Origin of the sequence: Pseudodesulfovibrio sp. 5S69 (assembly GCF_037094465.1) — a bacterium.
Taxonomy (GTDB): domain Bacteria; phylum Desulfobacterota; class Desulfovibrionia; order Desulfovibrionales; family Desulfovibrionaceae; genus Pseudodesulfovibrio; species Pseudodesulfovibrio methanolicus.
In genome coordinates this window covers 1,141,607-1,158,149 of sequence record NZ_CP146609.1, presented here as the reverse complement: position 1 = coordinate 1,158,149, position 16,543 = coordinate 1,141,607, and the positions used below count along the sequence as shown (strand labels likewise).

The 16,543-nt window shown below is 55.3% G+C and carries 15 protein-coding genes; 3 read left to right on the top strand and 12 right to left on the bottom strand.

Annotated elements, in window-relative coordinates:
• The 5 genes from V8V93_RS05410 to dsrA form a co-directional block, all read right to left on the bottom strand.
• Positions 1-1,134, bottom strand: coding sequence for a DegT/DnrJ/EryC1/StrS family aminotransferase (locus tag V8V93_RS05410; RefSeq protein WP_338669338.1), 1,134 nt, complete (start codon positions 1,132-1,134; stop codon positions 1-3).
• Between the two features lie 75 nt (positions 1,135-1,209).
• Entirely contained in the window at positions 1,210-2,598 is a 1,389-nt protein-coding gene (locus tag V8V93_RS05405; protein ID WP_338669337.1) for a cobyrinate a,c-diamide synthase, read from the bottom strand.
• A gap of 88 nt (positions 2,599-2,686) precedes the next feature.
• A complete protein-coding gene (locus V8V93_RS05400; protein WP_338669336.1) occupies positions 2,687-2,935 on the bottom strand; it encodes a dissimilatory sulfite reductase D family protein in 249 nt (82 codons plus the stop codon).
• Positions 2,936-3,003: 68 nt separating this feature from the next.
• Positions 3,004-4,149, bottom strand: a complete 1,146-nt coding sequence (gene dsrB, locus V8V93_RS05395) for a dissimilatory-type sulfite reductase subunit beta (protein ID WP_338669335.1) — start codon at positions 4,147-4,149, stop codon at positions 3,004-3,006.
• Positions 4,150-4,167: 18 nt separating this feature from the next.
• The gene (gene dsrA / locus V8V93_RS05390; RefSeq protein ID WP_338669334.1) at positions 4,168-5,484 is read right to left on the bottom strand and encodes a dissimilatory-type sulfite reductase subunit alpha; all 1,317 of its coding nucleotides are present in this window, start codon (positions 5,482-5,484) and stop codon (positions 4,168-4,170) included.
• A gap of 456 nt (positions 5,485-5,940) precedes the next feature.
• Here dsrA and V8V93_RS05385 point away from each other — a divergent pair, with 456 nt between their 5' ends.
• Positions 5,941-6,531 carry a YkgJ family cysteine cluster protein gene (locus tag V8V93_RS05385; protein ID WP_338669333.1) on the top strand — a complete coding sequence of 197 codons (591 nt, stop codon included), beginning with the start codon at positions 5,941-5,943 and terminating at the stop codon, positions 6,529-6,531.
• A gap of 10 nt (positions 6,532-6,541) precedes the next feature.
• Complete coding sequence (locus V8V93_RS05380; RefSeq protein ID WP_338669332.1) at positions 6,542-6,796, top strand: hypothetical protein; 255 nt, start codon at positions 6,542-6,544, stop codon at positions 6,794-6,796.
• Between the two features lie 582 nt (positions 6,797-7,378).
• On the opposite strand, the gene V8V93_RS05375 is transcribed toward V8V93_RS05380, so the two are convergent.
• From V8V93_RS05375 to V8V93_RS05365, 3 genes are all read right to left on the bottom strand, one after another.
• Positions 7,379-7,810, bottom strand: a complete 432-nt coding sequence (locus tag V8V93_RS05375) for a Fur family transcriptional regulator (protein ID WP_338669331.1) — start codon at positions 7,808-7,810, stop codon at positions 7,379-7,381.
• 21 nt (positions 7,811-7,831) lie between these two features.
• Complete coding sequence (locus V8V93_RS05370) at positions 7,832-8,749, bottom strand: metal ABC transporter solute-binding protein, Zn/Mn family (RefSeq protein WP_338669330.1); 918 nt, start codon at positions 8,747-8,749, stop codon at positions 7,832-7,834.
• Between the two features lie 189 nt (positions 8,750-8,938).
• On the bottom strand, positions 8,939-9,433 hold the full coding sequence (locus V8V93_RS05365; protein WP_338669329.1) for a GlcG/HbpS family heme-binding protein: 495 nt from the start codon (positions 9,431-9,433) through the stop codon (positions 8,939-8,941).
• A gap of 505 nt (positions 9,434-9,938) precedes the next feature.
• Between V8V93_RS05365 and V8V93_RS05360 the strand changes: the two genes are divergently transcribed.
• Positions 9,939-10,361, top strand: coding sequence for a hypothetical protein (locus tag V8V93_RS05360; protein ID WP_338669328.1), 423 nt, complete (start codon positions 9,939-9,941; stop codon positions 10,359-10,361).
• A gap of 654 nt (positions 10,362-11,015) precedes the next feature.
• Here V8V93_RS05360 and V8V93_RS05355 read toward each other — a convergent pair.
• The 4 genes from V8V93_RS05355 to V8V93_RS05340 form a co-directional block, all read right to left on the bottom strand.
• On the bottom strand, positions 11,016-11,453 hold the full coding sequence (locus V8V93_RS05355; RefSeq protein WP_338669327.1) for a very short patch repair endonuclease: 438 nt from the start codon (positions 11,451-11,453) through the stop codon (positions 11,016-11,018).
• 61 nt (positions 11,454-11,514) lie between these two features.
• A complete protein-coding gene (locus V8V93_RS05350) occupies positions 11,515-14,268 on the bottom strand; it encodes a DNA methyltransferase (protein WP_338669326.1) in 2,754 nt (917 codons plus the stop codon).
• Positions 14,269-14,336: 68 nt separating this feature from the next.
• Positions 14,337-15,266, bottom strand: coding sequence for a DNA cytosine methyltransferase (locus V8V93_RS05345; protein WP_338669325.1), 930 nt, complete (start codon positions 15,264-15,266; stop codon positions 14,337-14,339).
• The gene (locus V8V93_RS05340; protein WP_338669324.1) at positions 15,223-16,158 is read right to left on the bottom strand and encodes a DNA cytosine methyltransferase; all 936 of its coding nucleotides are present in this window, start codon (positions 16,156-16,158) and stop codon (positions 15,223-15,225) included. Before V8V93_RS05340 ends, V8V93_RS05345 begins: the two co-directional genes overlap by 44 nt.
• Positions 16,159-16,543 lie beyond the last annotated feature (385 nt).

Below are 16,543 nucleotides of genomic sequence, written 5' to 3'. Positions count from 1 at the left end.
CTACCCCTTGAGGACCTTGACGATCGCTTCCTGGTCCTCGGCGGCCAGGTAGGGATGCATGGGCAGGGCAAAGATGCGCGAAGCCGCGTCCTCGGACACCGGGAAGTCGCCCATGGAGTAGCCCAAGTCGGCGAACGCCTTTTGCAGGTGCAGGGGCTTGGGATAGTAGATCGCCGACGGGATGGAGGCCTCGGACAGCCGCTCCATGACCTCGGTGCGCTGCTCGGCGTCACGGGCCAGGACGCAATACTGCGCCCAGACCGAGACGTTGCCCTCGGGCACGGACGGCGGGGTCAGGCCGTCCACCTCGGACAGGAGTTCGGCATAGCGGGCGGCCACTTCCTGGCGCTTTTCAATCTCGCCGGGGAAGATCTCGAACTTGGCCAGGAGCACGGCGGCCTGCATGGAATCCATGCGCGCGGTCAAGCCCAGCCGGTCGTTGTCGTACTTGTTTTCCAGTCCCATGCCGTGAACGCGGATGGAGACGAGCAGCTTGTGCAGCTCCTGGTTGTTGACGAAGACCATGCCGCCGTCCCCGTAGCAGCCCAACGGCTTGGCCGGAAAGAAGGAGGTGCAGGCCAGGTCGCCCAGGGCGCACACGGATTTCCCCTTGTAGGTGGCCCCGAAGGACTGGGCCGCGTCCACGATGAGAAACAGACCGGAGTTGTGGGCCAGGGGCTCGATGGCGTCGTAGTCCGCGGGCTGGCCGAAGATATCCACGGCGATGACGCCGCGCGCGGTCAGATCCTTGCGGTTCTCCCGCACGTCGCGGATCTTGCGCCGCAGGTCGTCGGGATCGATGTTGAAGGTCACGGGGTCGATGTCCACGAACACCGGCGTCGCACCGAGCAGGGCCACCACCTCGGCGGTGGCGATGAAGGTGAACGGCGTGGTGAAGATCGCGTCGCCCGGGCCCACGCCCAGGGCCATGAGGGCCATGAGCAGCGCGTCGGTGCCCGAGGAGCAGCTCACGGCGTTGGACACGCCTGTATAGCCGGCCAGCTTGGCTTCGAGCTCGCGGATTTCCGGGCCCATGACGTAGGCGCCGTGTTCCAGGACGCCTTCGATATTCGCTTTGATCTGGTTCTCGATCTGTCTGTACTGCGTTTTCAGGTCGATGAAGGGTATACTCATTATGATACTCGCTTGTAGGAGTGGGTGATTGTGTGGCGGCAGTGTCTCACGAAAGACCGTGCCGAGACAAGGGGTTTACCGCTCCGCACCCCGGCGGCGGGCGGCCGCGGCGGCCACGAACCGCTCGGCCCAGCCGGGCACGGCCAGGGCATGGATGTGGTTGTATCCGGCCCAGGTGTTCTTGTGCAGAAAGCCGTCGCGGCCGAGCGCGCTGCCCTGGCCGCGGAGCATGCGCAGCCCGTGGCGGAGGTCGGCCGCGCCGTCGGACACGCACATGGAATAATGAAATTCGTGCCCCAGGATGCGCTCGCCGCTGGGAAAGAAGACCGAATCCTCGACCACCTCGGCCTCGGTGTAGCCCAACCCCTGCGGGCGGGGACAGAACGACGTGGTCAGGGGAAAGACGCCCGCCATGCGGTGGCTTTGCCCGTCGATTTCGAGCAGGTCGCACAGGACCATGAACCCGCCGCACTCGGCGTAGACGGGCATGCCGGACTCGGCCAGGGAGCGGAGATACCTAAGGGCGGGCCGGTTGGCCGCGATGCGTTCGGCAAAGACCTCGGGGAACCCGCCGCCGAGGTACAGGCCGTCGATCTCGGGCCAGGGTTCGCCATCAAGAAGGCTCAGCCGGACCAGTTCGGCCCCGGCGTGTTCCAGGGCCTCCAGGTTTTCGGGGTAATAGAACCACAGGGCCGCGTCGTGCACGTAGCCGATGCGTACGGTCTTTTCAGCCGGCGGGCCGGTAAATACGGGGCCGGGATCCGGGCCGAAATCCGGGGCCGCCTCCGCCGCCCGGACAATGCCGTCCAGGTCCAGCCAATCGGCGGCCAGGTCGGCCAGCCCGTCCAGGTGGGCGGAGCCGTCGTATTCCTGGTCGGACATGAGCCCCATGTGCCGCTCGGGGATGGGGTTCTTCATCTTCGGGAGCATGCCCAGCACCGGCACGTCGCAATAGGTCTCCATGGACCGGCGCAACACGGTGCGGTGCCGCTCGCCCGCGGTGCGGTTGAGGATGACCCCGGCCAGGTTCAGGCCCGGCTCGAAACCGGCGCACCCCTGGACGATGGCGGCCACGGTGCGGGTCATCTTGGTGCAGTCGATGGCCAGGACGACCGGACAGTCGAGCATGCGGGCCAGTTCCGCGCTGGAACAGGTGCCCCGCTCGTCCATGCCGTCGAACAGCCCGCGGTTGCCCTCGATGAGGCTCAGGGCCGCGCCTTCGGAGCGGTGGAAGAACAGGGACCGGATGATGTCGCGTGAATGGAAAAACGGGTCCAGGTTGGAACACGGGCGGCCCGCCGCCAGGGCGAGCCACTGGGCGTCGATGTAGTCCGGGCCCTTCTTGAACGGGGCCACGGTCCGGCCCAAGCGGCTGAAGACGCGGGCCAGCGCCAGGGAGACGATGGTCTTCCCGGTGCCGCCGGACAGCCCGGCCAGGAGTATGCGGGGGATAGGATTCGCCACGTTGCGCACGGGTTCTTGTAACCAAGAAAGCCTTGCCCGTCACCTCTTGGATGCGGGCAAGGCCTTGTGGACCGAATTGAGCCGAAGACTAGTCTTCGCCCTCGGAGTGGGCCTGCTTGCCGACACCGGCCAGGCCGTACATGGTGGTGGACCCGGAGGACCAGAACACCATCTTCTCTTCCTGAACCAACTGGGTCAGGAGCTTCTTGACGGCGCGGCTTTTCTCATCCGGGAACAGCTTGGTGAAGTCGTTGAAGTAAAACTTGGTCTTGCTCTTGGACTTCTCTTCGCAGAATTTGAGTATTTCAGCTTTTCCAGCTTCGGGATCGAGTGCCATAATGGACTCCTTATTTTTACATAAAGTCGGGGTACGGCGAGCTAGCCGTACCCCGGAGCTTCATTATCTTACCACTTGAACTGCGTGGTCTGGCGCCAAGTGTAGTACGCCGGATCACGGAAGTCATCGATCAGGTGCTCGCTGAAGGGCAGGTCGCATTTCTCGAAGAACCGCTCCCAACCGATACGGGTGGCCCAGTCGCCCAGGCGCTCGTACTTGTTGGCATCCTGGGCGTAGGTGTCCAGGATCTTCTTGATGGTCTTGGTCAGCGTGGGCCAGCGAGGCGGCTCGTTGGGCACGAAGGGAACCACGACCTTGGAGAAGGCGGGCTTGGTGATGCGGTTGGAGATCTTGCCGCCGACCATGATGGCGATACCGTCGCCTTCACCATCGGACAGGGGCAGGGACGGGCACATGGTGTAGCAGTTGCCGCAGAACATGCAGCGCTCCTGCTTGATGGCCACGGTCTTGTAGGTCTCGCCATCGAGTTCGACCTTGGACGGGCGGACTGCACCGGTGGGGCAGGCGGCAACGGCCAGGGGAATCTCGCACAGGTTGTCGAGGAACTTGTGGTCGATGAGGGGCGGCTTGCGGTGGATACCGAGAATGGCGATATCGGAGCAGTGCACTGCGCCGCACATGTTCAGGCAGCAGGCCATGGAGATGCGCACCGGAGCGGGCAGCTTCATGTCGGTGAAGTCGTCGAAGACGACGTCCATGGTGGCCTTGACGGTACCGGAAGCATCGGTGGCCGGGGTGTGGCAGTGGACCCAACCCTGGGTGTGGACGATGTTCGTCACACCGGCGCCGGTGCCGCCGACCGGGAACTTGTGGGCTCCGCCGGGGAACTTCTGGTCGTTCAGGTAGGCCTTCAGTTCCTTGGCGGCCTCTTCGGTCTCGACCTGGAACTCGAGGTTGTTACGAGTGGTGAAACGGACGTAACCGCCGGAGAACTTGTCGGCGATGTCGCAGATTTCACGGATATGAGTGACGGACATCAGGCGGGCGGTACCGGCGCGGACGGTGTAGGTCTTGTCGCCGGACTGGGCCACGTGCAGCAGGATGCCGGGCTCGATGATTTCATGGTAGTCCCATTTACCAAAGTTTTCTTTGATAACCGGGGGCAGATACTCGCCGAAGTGACGAGGTCCGATGTCGGAGATCCGACCTTCCATCGGTTTAGCAGGATCGTACCCAGAAGAAATAAAAGCCATATCGATACACTCCTCTTTTTAGCGCTGGTGACGCTTGCGGAAATCGTTGATGTCGCGATCCCAACCACCTTCGACATCTTCGGCTTTCCAGAAGATGTAGGGGTTGTGGCGAGGCTCCTGAACCTGGCGGGCGTCGACCGGAACACCGGCGGCGTCGATCAGGGCGGACATGCCCAGACGCTTCATGGTCTCACCGATACGCTCGCGGTTCTTGCCTTCTTCCATCCACCAATCCCAGATGTTCTCGATGAGATCCTTGATGGACTGGTAGTCGTCTTCCTTGTTCACTTCCATGAACGGGACGAGCAGGGAGCCCATCTGGGGACCGTCGAGGATCGGGGCCTTGGCGCCGCACAGGATCGAACAGCCGCGCTCGTCGCCAACCTTCAGGGCGCGAGGCATGGTGTTGATGCAGTGCATGCAACGGACGCATTCCTTGTTGTCGATGGTCAGCTTGCCATCGTAGGAGATGCACTGGGACGGACACAGGTCAACGACTTCCTTCTGGATGTCGAACGCACCCCAGTCGCGGCCCGCGTGGGCGCCGGCGTTGGGAGCGATCTCACCGCCGACGTAGGCGGCAACGGCTTCCTGGTCGATCTTGATCTCATCTTTCCAGGTACCGATGAAGGAGAGGTCGGAACGAGCGATGGCGGCAACGCAACCGTTGGGGCAACCGTCGAACTTGAACTTGAATTTGTAGGGGAACGCCGGGCGATGGAGCTCGTCCTGGTATTCCTGGGTCAGGTTGTAGCACAGCTCCTGGGTGTCATAGCAGGCGTATTCGCAGCGGGACATGCCGAGGCAGGTGGCCGGGGTACGCAGGTTGGAGCCGGAACCGCCGAGGTCGATCTCGAGGTCGTGGGTCAGTTCCCAGAAGATTTCCTCGAGCTGCGGGGTGGTGGTGCCCAGGAACACGATGTCGCCGGTGGCGCCGTGCATGTTGGTCAGGCCGGAACCGCGAAGCTCCCAGATCTTGACCAGGTTGCGCAGCAGCTCGGTGTTGTACCACTTGCCGTTGGGCTGAGCCACGCGGACGGTGTGGAAGTGAGCGACGCCGGGGAACATCTGGGGCTGGTCACAGTAACGGCCGATAACGCCGCCGCCGTAACCGAAGACGCCGACGATGCCGCCGTGTTTCCAGTGGGTTTCACCGTCGGTGTACGACATTTCGAGAACACCCAGCAAATCTTCGGGACAATCAACGGGAATCTGGTAGTCCAGACCCTTCTCGTTCTTGGCTCGAGCGTCAGCCTCCTGTTTAATGTCGGATACGAAGCTGGGCCACGGGCCGCTTTCCAGCTGATCCAACAGAGGAGTTTTGTGTTTCGCCATTCCCTTAACCTCCATTGTTTGATTAAGATGTTGCCATCAACCATTTTTGCGCCCGGGCCGGCAAATGGTGAAAAAATTCACCCGGAGCCAGAGCGCCTTTCCTACTTAACGCAACCACCTGAAATACCGGCAATTGCGCCAATATTCACAAGGTATGCAGGGCTGATAATGTACTGGACCGTTCGGTTTTCTGTCAACCGAAATATCCAAGAAACCATTGTCAACCCACAGTTTGCGGACTCAACGGACAACCTGATTTTGGGATCGTTTGCCACCCCCGGCCTTGCCTTCGCGGCCGAGCCGGAGTATCGGACCCTTGGCACAGGATATGGACCGCCATAAGCGTTACCGCAAAAGGGTATAAGGAGCAACACAAACTTGCAAATTCCAACCACTAATGAACTGAAATGTCACCGTTGCGGGCAGTGTTGCCGTAAAGGCGGCCCCGCCCTCCACGTGCAGGATCTTCCGCTCATTCAGGACGGCACCATCCCCCTGGCGGACATCGTGACCCTGCGCGCCGGGGAATGGGTTTTCGACCAGCCCGCGCAGCAGGTCTTGCCGCTCACGGCCGAAATGCTCAAGATCAAGGGCCGCGACGGCGCCTGGACCTGCCTCTACCTGAGCCCCGAGAGCAATCTTTGCGCCGTATACGCCAACCGCCCCATCGAGTGCGAGGTCCTGTTCTGCGCGGACACCGCGCCGCTCCAGGCCATGTACGGGAAGGACCGCCTGACCCGCGCCGACCTGCTGCCCGAGGGGCACCCCCTGCTCGAACTCATGGCCGAGCACGACCGGCGTTGCGCTCCCGCGCGCATGGAGGAGCTGGCCAAGGCGGCTCGCGAGGGCGACCGCGAGGCCGGGGAGGCGCTCAAGGAGATGGTCGTCTACGACATGGAGATGCGCCGCCTGGTCCCGCAGAGATCCGGCATGCCCGCCGAGCTGAACGACTTCCTCTTCGGCCGGCCCCTGCGCGTCCTGCTCGGCGCCATGAACGTCAAGGTCTACGACACGGGCGATACGGTCCGCTTCAACTTCCAAGCCTAGGAGAACCGCCATGAAAGACGAACGCGGCGTCTACTACACCCCCTCCCTGCAGCACCCCGAAGTGCGCATGTACGTGCGCGAAAACGAGGGCGAAATCGAATTCAGGCTCTACAATCCGGATGAGCCGGTCATCTGGGAAAAGCACCAGTGGGTCCCCTACCAGGCCATCGAAGCGGCCGCGGCCATGTTCCGCGAAAAAAACACCGACCGGAACCCCCTGGCCCTCTACGACCGGGACATCGCGCGCAAACTGCTCGACGAGTAACCTATTGAATAAAATCAATAAATTCAGCATGTTTCAAACCGCCCGGTCCTGCCGGGCGGTTCTATTTTCGCGAATGGGAATTTTTCCCAGGAATGCGAACGAACATCAGGAAGTTCCCCTATTGTATTTACAATAAAAGTATGACTGTATGGGCACCGTCAACGACAACAATTGTTTTCCCGGCAATCCCCGCCGGGAACTCCCCCCGAAAGGCTCCAATCACCGCCATGGAGCCTTTCTTTTTGTGCTGCGCGCGGCTTCCGAGAGCGGCGCATCCGCACATTTTCCGAGAGGGTGTTTCATCCTCACGTAGGGGGACTACGCTGCGGTGAAACACCCTCTCGGAAAATGCACGGCTACACCACTCTCGAAAGCCTGACACCGTGCGTGGCGAGAGCCGCTGTCGGGTGCCTGTGGCACCCGAGTCGCTCCAATGTTTAGGGGGATATTGGAGACTTCGCCACCCGAAGCGCGGCGACATTTTCAGTGGGGAAAGCACCCTTCCCCGGCCGATCGCTGCTGTCCTCATCCGTAGGGCTCCAAGACTCGCCAACGGCTGGAGGCCCGGAGGCATCCTCCGCCCTACCCCGCTGCGCGGGCGCAGGCGGGGCAGAGGCCTTCGAGGTGGAGGTCGACGTGGCTGACGTCCAGGTTGAGGGCGTTGGCCACGGCGTTTTCGTCGAAGTGGAGTTCTTCGTTGGCGATGCACTGGACGCGGCCGCAGCCGGTGCAGTGGAAATGGCTGTGGTTGCGGCCCACGCAGTAATGTTGGGCCCGTCCGCCCGTGCTGAAACGGTTGACCGCGCCCTTGTCGGCCAACAGGTCGAGGATGCGGTAGACCGTGACCCGGTTGAGGCGGTGCTCGCGCAGGACCTCGGCATGGACCTCAGCGGCGGACATGGGCCGTTGCCCGGCGGCCACGGCGGACAGAACCAGAATGCGGTTGATGGTCGGTTCCAGGCCGGTTTGTTCCAGAAACTCTCGGGCGGCTTCGGCCGTGTCGTGCAGGGTCATGGCAACCTCCATGGGGGCATGTCAGCGAAGGGCCTGTCCGAAGGCGTCGGCGGCGTGCAACAGGTTGTCCTTCCAGTTCTCGGCCAGGGGGTCGAGGGGCACCACGCGGGCCCCGAGTTCCGAGGCGATGACGTCGGCGCTGCGCCGGGAGAACTGGGGCTGGACGAAGACCACGCTCACGCCCAGTTCGCGGCCGTGCTCGATGATCTCGGCCAGATGCCGCGGGCTCGGCTCGCTGCCGCCCGCCTCGATGGCCACCTGGGTCAGGCCGTAGCGCTTGGCGAAATACCCCCAGGACGGGTGGAAGACCATGAAGGTCCGCTTGTCCGCCGGGATGACCGCCAGGCTCTTGGCTATGGACGCGTTCAGGCTGTCCAGGTCCTTGAGGAACGCGGCCAGGTTGGTCTCGTACACCGCCTGGTGGGCGGGATCGACCCGGACCAGCCCGTCGCAGGTGTTCCGCGCGATGATCTTGACCCGCACGGGGTCAAGCCAGATATGCGGGTCCAGGATGCCGTGCCCGGGTTCCTCGCCCCCGTGTTCCCCATGCATGGCCTCGTGCTCGCCGTGCCCGTGCGCGGTCATGGGAATCTTCTCCACACCCTTCTGGGTCCGGACGATGCGCATGGTCTGGTTGGCGTCGGCCAGCTTGGGCAGCCAGACCTCCTCCAGGTTGACGCCGATGGCGAAAAAGACCTGCGCCCCTGCCAGGGCGGTCATCTGCCGCGGCGAGGGCTCGTACATGTGCGGGTTGGCTCCCGGCAGGACCAGCACGCTCACATCCACCAGATCCCCGCCGATCCGCTCCACGAAATACTTCTGCGGCAGAATGGACACGAACGCCCGCACCTTGGCACCCGCCAAAGCGGGCCCGGCCCAGGCAACCATCAGCCCGAGCACCGCCGGGAGCACTTTTTTCATCAGCCTGGAAACCTTCATGCCGACCTCCGTGGGTTGTGTTGCGACATTGCCGTGATAGGCAATCCGGTTACACAATGCAACTTGGTTGCATCGGTGTCAACACCCCTCTTCGACAAGTTCCGACGGCTTTGCGCAACGACACGGCCCGGTCCGGGGATATTCCCCGGACCGGGCCTACGGACAGTTTGCAGTTGACGAAAACGGTTGCTACTTGAGGGCGGCGGCTCCGGCCAGGGCCACGCTCTCATCCTCATCCACGGAGCCGCCGGAAACGCCGATGGCGCCGATGATGACGTTGTTCTTGTCCACGAGCAGCACTCCGCCCGCGAACAGGATCAGGCCGTTGTTGCTGGCCTCGATGCCGTACAGGGGCTGACCGGGCACGGACACCGCGCCCAGGGCCCGGGTGGTCATGTTGAAGTACCGGGCCGTGACAGCCTTCTTGATCGAAATGTCGATGCTGCCGAGGAAGGCGTCTTCCTGGCGGTAAAAGGCCTTGAGGTTGCCGCCGGCATCCACGATGGCGATGTTCATGGGCACCTTGATCTCAACGGCCTTTTTCAGGGCGGCGTCGAGGACGGCCCGGGCCTGGGCCAGGGTGATGTCGCCGGGAAGGGTCTTGACCGGGCCCTCGGCAAGGGCGGGCACGGAAAAGAGGGCAATGGAAAGGACAAGAAGGGTGGAAAGCATCATTTTTCTCATAACAAGCTCCTCAACTAATGGATTTTCCGCCACCTCCGGCCTCACACTGAAGCCGAGCGGTAATAGCGGCTAATTAAAGCCAAAATTATCTTCCCGAAACTAACAATGCAATAACTAGTTACAAAAAAAGGCACCCCGGCAGGCCCTCCGGCCCCATCCCGCCGAGGCCGTCGGCCGATGGTCCCGGCAGGCAGGCGCGACGGCCCCATGATGGCCATCTGACCAACGGAAAGAAGAGGCGTTCGAACCTTTATCACCATAAAAAAATTGGATAAAATTGATAAATACGAGCCGTGGGCGATCCCGAAGCCGGCGGCGGCGCCGGGCACGGGAGACCCGATGTCCCGCTTGACATCAAGGCGGCATTGGCAAATGACGGACCAAAGGCCTTGTTGGGACGCACCGGCAAGACGGCTGAATTCCCGAAGAGCGCCGCACCGGACACCCCCGCGCCTGACAAACGGAAGTCCCCCCGCGAACACGCATACGCAAAGGAGCCCCTGCCATGGACACTCAATTCGCCGATGAACTGGCAACCTTCGTCGACACCTGGACAACGGACCCCAACCTGACCAAGGCCTGTTTCACGGCCCTCAAATCCCACCTCGAAGGGCTGGACGGCATCAAGCTCGATTTCGTGCCCCGGCCCGGCATCACCTACTCCCTGCGCGCCGCCCATGAGAATCAGAGCAAACGCAACCTCTTCGCCATGGTCGACGTCATCGACGACGACCCGGCCGACCGCTGGCTGTCCGTCTGCTTCTACAACGAACTGGTGGACGACCCCCAGGGACTGGGCGACGAGGTCCCCGGCGGCCTCCTGGGCGAAGACGCCAAATGCTTCGACCTCTACGAAGGCGACGACGAAATGGTCCGATACATAAAGGAAAGGCTCCAGACCGCCTGCCTCGCCGCCGCCAAGGAATAACTACCGCCCCCTCCCAAGCGGCCACCCCACACCCACCGACAAAACAAAAAGGGCCTCGGAGGTATAACCTCCAAGGCCCTGATTTTATTCCTGGTAGGGGAGGGACGTTAATATACAAAATAATATCCTGAATACATTGGGATAAAACCTAACTGTAAAATATAAATACTCACAAAGTTACTCACAAAAGTATCTGAATTAACGATACCGTGCCCTTCCAGCAAAAAATCAGTCAGAAACTGGGATAAACATACCGTCCATACTTACAGAGACATGTAAAACAAATTAAATCTTGCAATTAGGCAACATCGTTTTCTAGTCTAACCTATAGTCAGGAGTTTTAATCGGCAAATCTGAAACTAGCGAGAATCAGGGCAATGCGATTTTTACAGTCAATAAAAATGTCGACGGACAGTCAAACCCGTTGCAGAAAGCAGACCGAAAGCATTGGCACGCGTTAAATATAAAGTACAAATATGGCTAAAAGGGGGATCACCATACGCGAAGTGGGTACGATAACATGAACAACTGGAGCAAATAGACTCTTTATAATTTTCAGCCCAATTAGCAGCTAGTGCAACATTTTTCTAATGATTTCAACGAAATAAAGCGATATTTTATAGGGAGCCGCACAGGAAGAAATCGCTTAATGGATCAGTAGGAAAAATGGTCGCTTTTCTTATTTCGACGAATAGTATCGACCAACAAGCTCAATTCAGATTGTTTGATTTGGCACTCCCAAACCACCAACACGCGCCAGCCGTCGTTTTCTAATTGGAAGATATTACGCAAATCTCGAAGCTTATTATTTGCGATTTTTTCTCGCCAATACCCCTCATTAGTTTTTGGGATGGTCGCTCGCCGACATTGCGAGCTTTCATGACCATGCCAAAAGCAACCATTCACAAATACTACTGTATGGTACATGGGGAAAACAAGATCAGGACTTCCTGGCAGTCTTCTGTCGTGCAACCGAAATCTTAGCCCGTTTTTATGGAGATATGAGCGCACTAGGAGTTCTGGCTTTGTATTCTTTTGCTTAACCAGACTCATAATGCGGCTACGCTCAGACTTTGACACATGGTCTGCCATCAGAAGACTCTCCATAAATCCAAATATACTTTGGCCGGTGGAGCCATTTGTTCCAACAAATCTAAATCATTTCACTGTATCTATTCAGCAAATTTACAAGTCGTTCATGATCGTTTTTTGCCACTTTGCCAAGATACAATTTGTCAACCTCGTTATCCAAAGCGGCATGCGCAGCTCTTAATTTGCTGGGCATAGACAGCACGTCATACATCATTTCGAGCGTACCGCCTCGCCCCGCCTCCTCATCCCTTGCCTTGAGCACAGACTTCGCCAGTTTTTGTAGCTTTTCCGAATCGTATTTATCTGGAATCGGGAAATTATTGTACACTATTCCTATAGAATATCGATTCCTTCCTTCCAAATGTCCCCCCACCCCTTGAAGCCAAGCCAAATGCATTGCTGATGTTAATAGTGCAAATTGCTCTAATGTCGCATCTTCACCGATTTTCACCAAGTTGCTAGGAATAACAGGGGGTTCAAGCCAACCGATCGGGAGATAGTGCCTGTTTTCTGATGTTACTTCTGGGAGAACGAGAAAAGGACATTCAGGAAGTGTTGTAATATGAAACGCCGTTGGCCTGCTATATAACTCATTAACGGCTTTTAATTTACGCGTACCACTTTTGTTCATAATCTCGGCTTTACGATATTTTACAACGCGCTCTATTAAGGACTTCACCGTTCGCATGGATTTCACATCCTTCGCCGACGCATCCTGTAACACCAAAATATATCTCTCAATTCCTTCCAAAAATTCAGTTGTTCCGACAAAAGGGCGAATATATTGCTTTGCTAGAGGCTCTCGATCTATTAGTACTCTTCTCTCTTCACTGTCTAAAATATAGTAGCCACCATCAATTGGCTTCGTACCTGTTCTTAGCTTTGGAAGACCATTAATTGGGTTATTAACCTTTTTTACAGTCACATAAGGACTGTTAAGCTCATCACCAACAATTAGATATGGCGAAATTTTATTGCACTCAACAAGTGTAGGATCACTTTCTGCTGTTGCATACTGAAATAGTCGACAAGAAAGGTGGTTTCTCGACTTTGGGACCAACCCAATTACAACGACTTGGACTCTTGCTCTTCTCCCCCTGCTCTCCGTACTCCATTGAAAAGTTTGATGCGCAAAATTGAGTTCCAGCGAATATTTCTCGAACAATAATGGCCACAACTGAGCTACTTGCTCCCCTTGTACGACCGAGTTGGTAGTCACAAGCCCAACGCCTACTCCTCCCCTCGCGTAATCAGCCGCTTTCAATATCCAGCCACAGGCATAATCTAAAGTCCCTCCTGCTCCCCCAAGATCTGCGATTTCCCGCACTTTTACACGTTCTTCTCTACTTTGCTTTTTACTGCCTTTGTAGGGGGGGTTACTGAACAGATAAGAACATGATACTATTGGTATTATTGACTCCCAATTGACAGAAAGAGCATCTGCAATTGCTATGTGCGGTTTTTTAACCAAAGGAACACGTATAAAGTCGACACCTAGGGATTGGCTTAACTCGTTATTAGCAATGTGGTCAGTCATCCACATGGCCGTTGAGGCTATACGTGCAGAATAAGAATTAACCTCTATTCCATAGAATTGGTCAACATCTAGTTGTGATACTTTCGATTCAACTTGCAGTTTCCCTAGACGATTCAATTCCAACAGCACTGCCAGCTCTAGACGGCGAAGTTCTCTGTACGCTACTGCTAAAAAATTTCCACAGCCACAAGCAGGATCAAAAAAAGTCATCCCCACAAGCTTTGAGAGGAAAGTAAAAAGGGATTCCTCCCTGCTGACACCATGAAGAGACATCTTCTTAAATTCTTGCTGCAAATCGTTTAAAAACAATTCATCTATAACTTTTTTTATATTTTTCTCAGATGTTGCAAACGCTGCCAAATCTCCACACTGTTCATTGCTTAAAACTGCTTGATACAATGATCCAAAAATTGCAGGGGACACTTCAGACCAATCAAATTCACAAGCGTCTAACAAGCTATCCCTTACCTCTCGGCTTAACGTGGGAATAGTTATGCGCTCGCTAAACATCCCTCCATTTATAAATGGAAACTCTGTAAGTTCAGGATCGAGACCTCTTTGCCGACTAGCCAAGGGCGTATCTAAAACTTGAAATAAAAAAGCAAGCAACATCCCCAAATCTGACCCGTCAGGCTTTGATCGCGATTCAATATAGTCAACGAACACCCCCCTAGGTTGAAAGATGCCAGTGTTGTCCGCAAAAAGACAAAAAACTATTCGGGTTAAGAGAATCTCTTGATCTCTTTTAGCATATTCAGCTTTACTTAGCGCATCTTGTATTTTTCCAATACACTGTGCGGCCTGAACGTTGAGATGTTTTGAAACTCGATGCTTCGGAGCTTGTAGCCCAAGCATAAACGAAAAACTTCTTAAATTCTTATGCAAATCAGGAAGATCAAATTCAACCTTACCCCCTGTATCCCGATCAATTAGGGAAAATCGTTGAAAATCACAGACCAGTTGATATCGAGGCTTTACCTCTTCTGCCAATGCATCGAAGTAATCCCCAGCCTGATCGGCTGCATCCTCTAGACTCCCCCCCCTACTTTTATGTTCTACTATGAGGCGCTTCGGCCACAACAGATCAATAAATCCCGAACGGTTATCTATTCTCCGAACGTGTTCCTCAAACCTTGCCACACTCCGCCGCTTAATCCCAAACACTTCAAAAAAATCATTATAAAATGTTTGGCATTCCCCTTTTTCGTAGAAAGCGCCTTCCCACGTTTTTGAGAATTCGACCGCCCTCTTTTCGACTTCCTTCCAAGAAGTGTGCACCTGCTTCCTCCATGAAATTGAGTGCCGCGTACCTAAAACATATCAATATATTGAAAAATCTGTATATGTTAGCTTATCCAGTGTGCAAGAACTTTTTCAGCCACATATTGTGCCATTTTCACAGGTACAGCATTGGCAATGAGGTGCTCTCTTTGAGACATCGAGCCCTCAAAAATAAATTCTTTAGGGAACGTTTGTATTCTACTCCTTTCCTCAGTTGTCAAAACTCGTACACAATCTCCTACATCTGCTTTATCAGCGGGATGCCGAACGTAATTTGCTGGAATGGGGCGGTTCACTCTTCGTATTGTAGCGCTAGGCTCGTGCACGCTAAATATTGCTCGCCGCTTATAGCTCCTAGGATGTGCGTAATAAAATTCAACCTCAATCTCATCACCAAAGTACTCTGCAACCGTCATCCTCCTTTCAGTTAATCCCTGATCTAAATATGCACCAAAATCATCATCCTTGAAGCCCTTGGCTGCGACCAAGAAAAAACGCTTTCTCATTTGTGGGACACCCGTACGGCTTGCATCTATCACTCTTGAAGTAAGACCATAGCCAGCATCAGATAAGACACTCTTCGCAATTCCTAAAGATTTGCTTCTCTCAATACTGTACACATTCTCCATAACCATAATGTCTGGAGATACGCTTGCTACGATTTCAGCAAAAGCAACTGTCAAGTTAGCTCTATCTTTTTCAATTCTCTTTCCAGCGATAGAGAAGTCCTGACATGGTGGGCCACCGATTATCACATTTGGATTATATTCTTTAACGTGTTCAACGGACGCTTGAATATCGCTCAGATCGAAAACATGTGCATTGTGGTCAAAATTACGCTGGTAAACATCTAGGGCGAGCCTCCAGTTGTCATAAGCCGCGAGTATGTTGAAACCGGCATTCTGAAAACCAAGCGAAAGCCCGCCGCACCCTGAAAAAAGATCTACTGTATTAAGAAGCTGTTTTGATACGGACATATTCGATATGATTTTCATTAATATACTGTTTCAAAGCGTTAGCTACAAACTCTGCAAGTTTTACAGGCACGGCATTCCCAATCATCATATTTAGATTTGTCTTCGTGCCCTTAAATTTAAAGGAGTGAGGAAAGGTTTGAATGTAGCTTCGCTCTAGGACCGTAAAGGTTCGTACTTGAGGCCCGATTGCGACTGGGTCTTCGGGATGTCCTGTGTAGCCAGGAGGAATAGGTCGATCGACTGCTCGGATCGTCAGGGAAGGTTCGTCAACACTGAACACTCCTCGTCGCCCATAATTGGTAGGAACCCGAAAATAATAATCAGTGTCTAAAGCCCCCCCAAAGTACTCTCGTAAGGACATAGGGGTATCGGATAGGTGCTCAGCTACGTACGATTCAAGAAAGCCGTCTTCCGCCCCTACCGCCCCTACTAGAAAAAGACGTTTACGATGTTGAGGGACGCCACAATAGCTAGCATCGAGGACATGAGAGCTTAGCCCATAGCCCAATGACCTCAGTCTGCTCACGGCTGCTTTAAAAACAGGCCGCAAACGAGCTCTGGGGACATTTTCCATCACAAAGTATTCAGGTTGCGCAGCCTCGACACAATCCACATACCGATTGATCAACCACGCCCGATCACTGGAATGGTTACTAAGGCCAGCACTGGAAAAGTCTTGGCAGGGAGGGCCACCAATTATTAAATCTGGGTTAAAATCTTGAACAATCGTCTCAGCGCTTGAATCGTATAAATCACATTCAAAAACATTGTGTTCAAAATTATCTCTGTAAACGTCCAACGCTGGCTTCCAGTGGTCAAATGCAGCCACGACATCAAAACCCATGTTTTGAAAACCTAACGACATCCCACCGCAACCACAAAAGAGGTCAACAACCTTTATTTCTCTCACGCTTCCTCAGCCAGCCAACGAAAGTTAAACTCTGGAGCAGCTAATGATTACTCTTGGCGAGAGCTTTCTTAGCAACAAAAAAACCTTTGGTCCTCTGACATGGGCAAACAAATTTGACAAAGAGTCCAACCCCATTGAGGTCAAACCATATTTCTTGAATTATGTCAAAAAAAGGCTCACTGACAACGGTCTGATGCCATCACTCAACATGCTAAAATATTTCACTTTATTGGCTAGTCACACCTTGTCCGATAGCAACCGACTTGTAAGAGGACAGAATCATAACTTCATAAACGAGCGAACAACGCGGGCTTGAAAGCCCTGGCTAAGAACCATAGGCTAAACCATAACTCAAAGGACAACGTCTTTGGCTCCAACAGAAGTA